At 27.6% G+C, this 881-nt stretch carries 1 pseudogene; it reads left to right on the forward strand.

The annotated features are described in order from the left end of the window. Positions 1–779 precede the first annotated feature (779 nt). Positions 780–881: pseudogene (locus BK137_RS22085) on the forward strand (MBL fold metallo-hydrolase); the annotation flags it as partial.

Consider the following 881-nt stretch of genomic DNA (forward strand, 5'->3'; position numbering starts at 1 on the left):
TTATTCAATTTACTGTTAACGGGACAAGCTTCGGGTTTAGGACAATTTTTAAGTGGAATTCTGTGTATTATAGTAGGAGTTATCGTAATTATTATGCAGTAGTAATAAACAAGAATTTCAATTTTCCACTGAAATATTATGAATGAAATCACTTAAAAAACGGGTGCTTTAGTGCAACAAACAAGTTAGAAAAAACATCTTATCTAAGATGTTTTTTTATTTTCAAAACGTAGAAAAATAGATAGAAACGAACATTTGAAGTAAAAGTTTGTTCATTTATAATAAAGTTTGATTAAAATCATCGCTCCTCTATAGATTTCTTAGGGGTGAGATGATTTTTTTATTTGGATATGTATGTTAATTTGACAATAAGTTTTGTGGGAAAATGTACTTAAACTAACGGGGCAGGTTAGCTTAAATATACGAGTTTTAGAACAAATAGTAGGATCTTTTAATTAATCGACAGGGTGTTTTTAGCATCAGTTTATGGAACTTTCTTCATGAAGAAAAATAACAGAGAGCTAAAGAATGATTATTTAATTTTGTTTAGTAATCGGGCCATATTTTTGAAGATCAGCAGGAACTTTTGAGAAGGAAGCCGAAGTTAATATTATGTTTGTGTTATTCAATTAACTTGTAGGTTATTGTGATAATGAATAATTATTGATACTTCGTAATAATATTATACGTACAAATTTAGCTTTATTCTTTCAAATTTCTTGTGTAACCAAAACTATTTTTTACATAAATAAAATTTAATTATGAAGGAGATCGAAGTTATGGAAATTTTTAAGGGAGTAGAAATGCTTCATCTTGAATTTAATGGGATTATTATTCATCCAACTCTTTTATGGAATCAAGAAATGGCTGTTTTAATAGAC

This window comes from Viridibacillus arenosi (assembly GCF_001955655.1).
Taxonomy (GTDB): Bacteria; Bacillota; Bacilli; order Bacillales_A; family Planococcaceae; genus Viridibacillus; species Viridibacillus arenosi.